The sequence below is a fragment of the Microseira wollei NIES-4236 genome (assembly GCF_020521235.1).
GTDB lineage: Bacteria > Cyanobacteriota > Cyanobacteriia > Cyanobacteriales > Aerosakkonemataceae > Microseira > Microseira wollei.
Genome location: NZ_BLAY01000339.1, coordinates 1 through 4,918, shown reverse-complemented (window position 1 = coordinate 4,918; position 4,918 = coordinate 1). Strand labels below are relative to the sequence as shown.

7 protein-coding genes are annotated in these 4,918 nt (G+C 44.7%); 6 read left to right on the top strand and 1 reads right to left on the bottom strand.

The features are described 5' to 3' along the window. Positions 1 to 449: 449 nt before the first annotated feature. Positions 450 to 1,061: a hypothetical protein gene (locus tag MiSe_RS47650; RefSeq protein ID WP_226594249.1), complete on the bottom strand. Its 612-nt coding sequence runs from the start codon at positions 1,059 to 1,061 to the stop codon at positions 450 to 452. Between the two features lie 897 nt (positions 1,062 to 1,958). Between MiSe_RS47650 and MiSe_RS47645 the strand changes: the two genes are divergently transcribed. From MiSe_RS47645 to MiSe_RS47620, 6 genes are all read left to right on the top strand, one after another. After that, the gene (locus tag MiSe_RS47645; protein ID WP_226594242.1) at positions 1,959 to 2,408 is read left to right on the top strand and encodes a hypothetical protein; all 450 of its coding nucleotides are present in this window, start codon (positions 1,959 to 1,961) and stop codon (positions 2,406 to 2,408) included. 62 nt (positions 2,409 to 2,470) lie between these two features. After that, positions 2,471 to 2,764 (top strand): hypothetical protein, encoded by a 294-nt coding sequence (locus MiSe_RS47640; protein ID WP_226594236.1) that lies wholly within the window; start codon positions 2,471 to 2,473, stop codon positions 2,762 to 2,764. A gap of 304 nt (positions 2,765 to 3,068) precedes the next feature. Then, positions 3,069 to 3,206, top strand: coding sequence for a hypothetical protein (locus MiSe_RS47635; RefSeq protein WP_226594232.1), 138 nt, complete (start codon positions 3,069 to 3,071; stop codon positions 3,204 to 3,206). Between the two features lie 51 nt (positions 3,207 to 3,257). Then, complete coding sequence (locus tag MiSe_RS47630; protein WP_226594230.1) at positions 3,258 to 3,701, top strand: hypothetical protein; 444 nt, start codon at positions 3,258 to 3,260, stop codon at positions 3,699 to 3,701. After that, on the top strand, positions 3,694 to 4,017 hold the full coding sequence (locus tag MiSe_RS47625) for a hypothetical protein (RefSeq protein ID WP_226594228.1): 324 nt from the start codon (positions 3,694 to 3,696) through the stop codon (positions 4,015 to 4,017). The genes MiSe_RS47630 and MiSe_RS47625 overlap by 8 nt, the downstream gene beginning before the upstream one ends. Before the next feature lie 324 nt (positions 4,018 to 4,341). Next, a complete protein-coding gene (locus MiSe_RS47620; RefSeq protein ID WP_226594225.1) occupies positions 4,342 to 4,815 on the top strand; it encodes a hypothetical protein in 474 nt (157 codons plus the stop codon). The last annotated feature ends 103 nt before the right edge of the window (positions 4,816 to 4,918 follow it).

Sequence of the window (4,918 nt, the reverse complement as noted above, 5' to 3'; positions counted from 1 at the left end):
ACCTGAGCAAATCCCATTACGTAAAAATTGCGGATTTGTTCTTGCACTCCTTCGCGGGAACTGATAATCAAAAACTGCACTTTTTCCCGTTCCGGCATTTCTGAAGACGAAACAGGACGATCCGATCGGCTAGAATCCGAGAAAAACTCTCGTACCATGATATTTTCTCCTGTTTTTTGGATGGGAAACCCAAAAATCTAGCCACCCCGCAAGGCAACACTTTCGCAGGGTGACTACAGAGAATCCCCAGTGCTTCCTTAGCGGGGGTAGACTTGCCACGGCACGGGGTACAATTGGGAGGGTTTCCCTCCGAGACCAGCATCGGCGATTCCACAAACCGCGAAAGTCCCTTGTGTCCCACTCGCTGACAGGAGTCTCGTTAGGCGGCAACAGTGGAGATGCTCACTCACTCACATTAACCAACTCTTGCTCTCCCCAAATCAATATCATCAAGCTATCCTCACCGCTAGCGACCACCAATTCACGCGGATATTTACCCAGGTCTGTCCATCAATAGTTAATTGAGACAGACTACTTAACCCACCAGAAGTAATAATGCCAAAATCAGAAGAAGTTAAACCAACAATTCCACCTTGAGTACTTGAGCATAGAACTATTCGCTTTAACAAATCTCTAGTTCCACCTGGATTAATGCTCACTGAGAAGTTCTCGGGATTAAATAAAATCTCGTGGTGATTGGGGAATAGAGGATTTCCCGGCAACACCCTAAATTTACCAATATCATTTCGATGAGGCGCCTCAGGGTATAGAGAGCTATTAGACCACCAATTTGGTTTAACCGCAGGACAAAGAAAACCAGCTGAACATAGCCCAGCATTGTTATCTGGTCTTACCGCAACGACCATAGCAATCTCTTGCGATTGGAGAGTTACCCATTTAATCGGAAAATTCTCGGTGTCACCGTAATTAATATTTACAGCGTTATTAAAGTTGGCGTCGGTGGAAATACCAATCGTGTTAGGGATTAGTGTTAGACCGTCATTGCCATCTCCCTGCCACAGTTGAACTTTGATGGTTGTGTCGCTTGGCTGTTCTATCAAGTACTTCAAGTATGCTCTATCGGGAGCAGAAGATAAAGGCGCATCCCAGGAAAATACAGCCTCATTTCCTGAAACTGCATCTTGCCTATATCCTACTGATATTAATTTATAATTGAGACTCGATACTTGCTAGCCTCCCAAGTTTCATTAATAATTTCGCTCCTGAATTGAACCGGCATTTTTTACTAAATCACTCGACCAATTAATTGTAGCCGCATCGGGTACAAGTTTTTCTAAAGTTATGGGAAGTGTAATACCTGCAATTAAACACGGCGCTTACTCTAATTGATTATAATTCTGGCTCCAAAAACTGCTTCTTAAAGCCGACCACTGTTACCCAATCTCAGGATATAAAGAGGGCGAAATAAGTCAGCTTGCCAGGCACGGCTTCTATATAGGCGAAGTCGCACAGTCGAAGTCCAACTAATTTTAATTAAAGTAGCCAGCGAGGGAAAAGTCAAAATATCTGGCTAGCTCAAATCTCCCGTTCCGCTACTTTAGTTATAAGTTAGTGAAGGGAACTGGAATGAATCTCTGGATGTGCCAGTCCCATTCAACTCTATATTAACTCAAGTTGCTAGTTATCTCTCTGGGAGCGGCTGGCTAATGGCTAATGGCGAAATTGGTAAAAATCCAAGATTAGCAATTAGCAAGCTTGCCAGCTGGCAAGCTTGCCAGCTTGCCAGCTGGCAACGCGCTTGTTTATAACTAGCAACTTGCGTTATTAAAGATCCAGTTCATCGCCATTGTTTGCTCTTAATTTCCTTAACTAATCCTTGAGAATATTCACTAACTACTAACTGGCAATAGGAGATGTAACCAGAGATTTTCTCGAATTCTTCTAGTTGCTTTAGGAAATCAACAATTAAAAATTAAAATCTTTCCGGTACTTGTATCATGTCAGTCTCGCTAAAATGTCATGGAGTTTTGAAGATAAAGGCGGATCGATCCGAAATGCTCAGACAGATTCGTCGTCTCATGGGAGCAGAAATTAAGCTGGCACAGTTCCACAAGTTGGTAACCAAAGCTGCTATCAAACATCAGGAATCCTGGGATAAGGAAACAGCAGAGATATTTCTGATCGTGGCTGGATATAAGTCCAGCGCTACCAAATTAGAACACCGTACCAACGTTCGCAACCAATTCAAAGAGAAACGTACAGCAGCTGACATCAACTATTACGACAAGACTGTGTACGGTGAAGAATCCAAACTTATCGATGTAGAGTTTGAGGTCTTAGAATCCCACAAAAAGATTCTAGCTGATGCACTAGCTGAAAGCATAAAGTTCGATGGCGATCGTCAAAAGCAAATGTCTGAGTACGTCCTCAGCGCTTACAAAAACTAGAGTCTAGCAATTCATGGGCGGGTTAACACTCGCCCTGACACAGATTCAATTGGGAGACAACAATGCTCAGACATTTGAAAAACGCTAACGAGTTGGTACTTTATGCTTCCATTTCTTGCGGTGCTGCATACTTAGCCAGACTCAATCCTCCCTGCCACTTTCCCATCATGCTGTTACGTTTGGGAGTACTTGGCTATTGCGGTTACATCATAGCAATTGCTGAAGGAAACAAAGAATTAGCAATCCTATTATGTGGTGCAATGTTGATAGGTTGCCAAGGTGGATATTGGGATTTAATTGAATTCCACAGCTTGGTTTCCCCAGAGATGACACTCACCCTTACTGCAACTTCCTGAGCAGTGCTGATTACCGTTTCCTACGTACTTAACCAACGCAAGACAGATGGAAAGGTTAGCAAAAAATCAGCGGTTATTCGTTGGTTTGTCATGGGCTTCTATCTGTTGCCTAGTCGGTTCATAAGCCTATCCGATCACGAAACTACAGGTATGGCGACAAGTAGAGAAGAATGGGAGCAACCAAACTTATACTCGTAACTTCGTCATCACTGAAAATGATGTCAGCTTACCTGACGGGTTTAACAGTAACAGAGCCAAACTAATCCCTAAGATTTACCAGGATAACAAACAACAGAAACTCCTCTTGTTAGTAGCTGCTACCGGGAGCGCTCCCGGTGCTTTATCGATGGGACCCGAAACAGTATTGGCTGACGAGATTGATGATGAAGTGAATCAAATATTGGCTATTGATAGGAAACAATTGCTGTTAGAGGGAGTATAGCACCGTCTGGCAATGGCGAGTAAATCACAGGGGCTTCTCTTCCTAGATGAAATGCCCTCGCTCATAGCTGAATTTGGTAGCGCTGAAGGCGAAATTCTGGCAGTCGATGAGATTAATGCCACAGATAAGTTTACCAATGCTGGGTATTTAGTTTCAGAAGGTATCCCGCTGGATGCAGCGATAACCCAGACATGGGGATGTCGCGAGGGAACGCCAGAGCATCGTACCATGAAGCAGAAGTTTTTGCCATCGCAGGGTGACGAGGAAGTAGAAGAAGAGGAAGTTATCCCAGACTTCAGGACTCAGTTCCCAGAAACGATGGATGCGGCGTCTGGGAAAGCCATTAATCAGGCTTTAACCGAGGGAGTAAGTAGGGAAGACATCATCGCCGACTTATTTGGTTGTAAGGGCGCTCAAACCGAACTGGGAGAGGCGTACTTCGATTACCTACAAAAACGGTTCGCCATAGTTATCAAAGCAAAAAACCATGATTAGTACAATTGACTTTTCCTCTGGTGGCGAAGACTATCAACCTGACTCAATTGCTTCAGTCGTTCGCGGCACTGTAGCTGTTTACCCGGTGTTTGATGAGGATAGGTTCATTTATGTTCTACGGCACACTTTCACCGGGTTTATATTTTGTGAAGCTGGTACTAGAGATGCGGCTTTAAAGGAGCTACGCCAGCTTTATGCTCTTGATTCATGGTATGTGCAATCCAGCAAAAAGTTACCGGCCGACATAATCGCGAAAGGCTTATATATCACAACGGAAGCTGATAAAAGTGTGCTGCTTTATGAAGACAAACCTTGAGGTGAAATAGCCAGGCGTGTTGTCCACCGTCCTAGACGCGGAAAGTTCGTGCCTGATAATTTCCCTTGAAAACTTAAGGACGAGTATCTGACAACAGTGTTTGAGGTTCTGCATTTTAAGGAGGTGATGTCCGGCGATTAATGCCTAGTCAGCACAAGATGGTACTGAACAGATAAAGGCGTTTCACCCAGGCTCGCATGGATGGCGTTTTGCGAGCCTTTCTTCCCCCATAAGACCCTGAGAGCTAGACATCAGAAACCCGCTACCGGATAGGGAAACCGGAAAGTAGGCGCAGGGGAACTCTGTAATTTGAACGAAGTTTGTATGAACGAAGCCGACGAAATCCAAAATCTAAAACTTCAAATTGAAGATCTACAAGTGCAACTGTTAAAAGCCCTAACCCGCGCCAACCGGGCCAAGGATATTTCACCAGTAGAACGTCCTTCTTTCCGGAGAGTAGTAATGCTGGTGCGGCCTGCCTGGAGCGAGTTAAAAAAAGTCGCTGGCGGCGGGCTCTTATTTATGGGGAAATTGCAGCGCCAGTTCAAATCCCTGAAAGAAATTTGGTTGTTGCTTACTCAGGAGAATTGGTATTTATCAGACATATTCCCACCCCAGAAAGCACCGCTCGAATTTAAGGACGCACCGCCGCGCTTGCCCAAATATCCGAATCTGACCAAACAAATCTTTGATTGGCAAACTGGGAAACCTCCTGCTAACCCCGAAGAAAGTCAGTTCTCATCAGTCAGATTTACCTGCTGGAGAACTACTTTGATCGCAACGGTAAACCAGAAATAATTACGCGCCGGGGAAGAAAGTCGGGCAAACCTACCAAGCGCTATTTATCAGAGCGTAGATTTATGCGTAGTCTTGGGGTTGCCCCAGGTAAAGAAGCATCGGG

Coding starts and splice junctions, on each gene's coding strand:
- MiSe_RS47645 (WP_226594242.1), top strand. CDS start 1,959: ATGTCAGTCTCGCTAAAATGTCATGGAGTTTTGAAGATAAAGGCGGAT.
- MiSe_RS47640 (WP_226594236.1), top strand. CDS start 2,471: ATGCTCAGACATTTGAAAAACGCTAACGAGTTGGTACTTTATGCTTCC.
- MiSe_RS47630 (WP_226594230.1), top strand. CDS start 3,258: ATGCCCTCGCTCATAGCTGAATTTGGTAGCGCTGAAGGCGAAATTCTG.
- MiSe_RS47625 (WP_226594228.1), top strand. CDS start 3,694: ATGATTAGTACAATTGACTTTTCCTCTGGTGGCGAAGACTATCAACCT.
- MiSe_RS47620 (WP_226594225.1), top strand. CDS start 4,342: ATGAACGAAGCCGACGAAATCCAAAATCTAAAACTTCAAATTGAAGAT.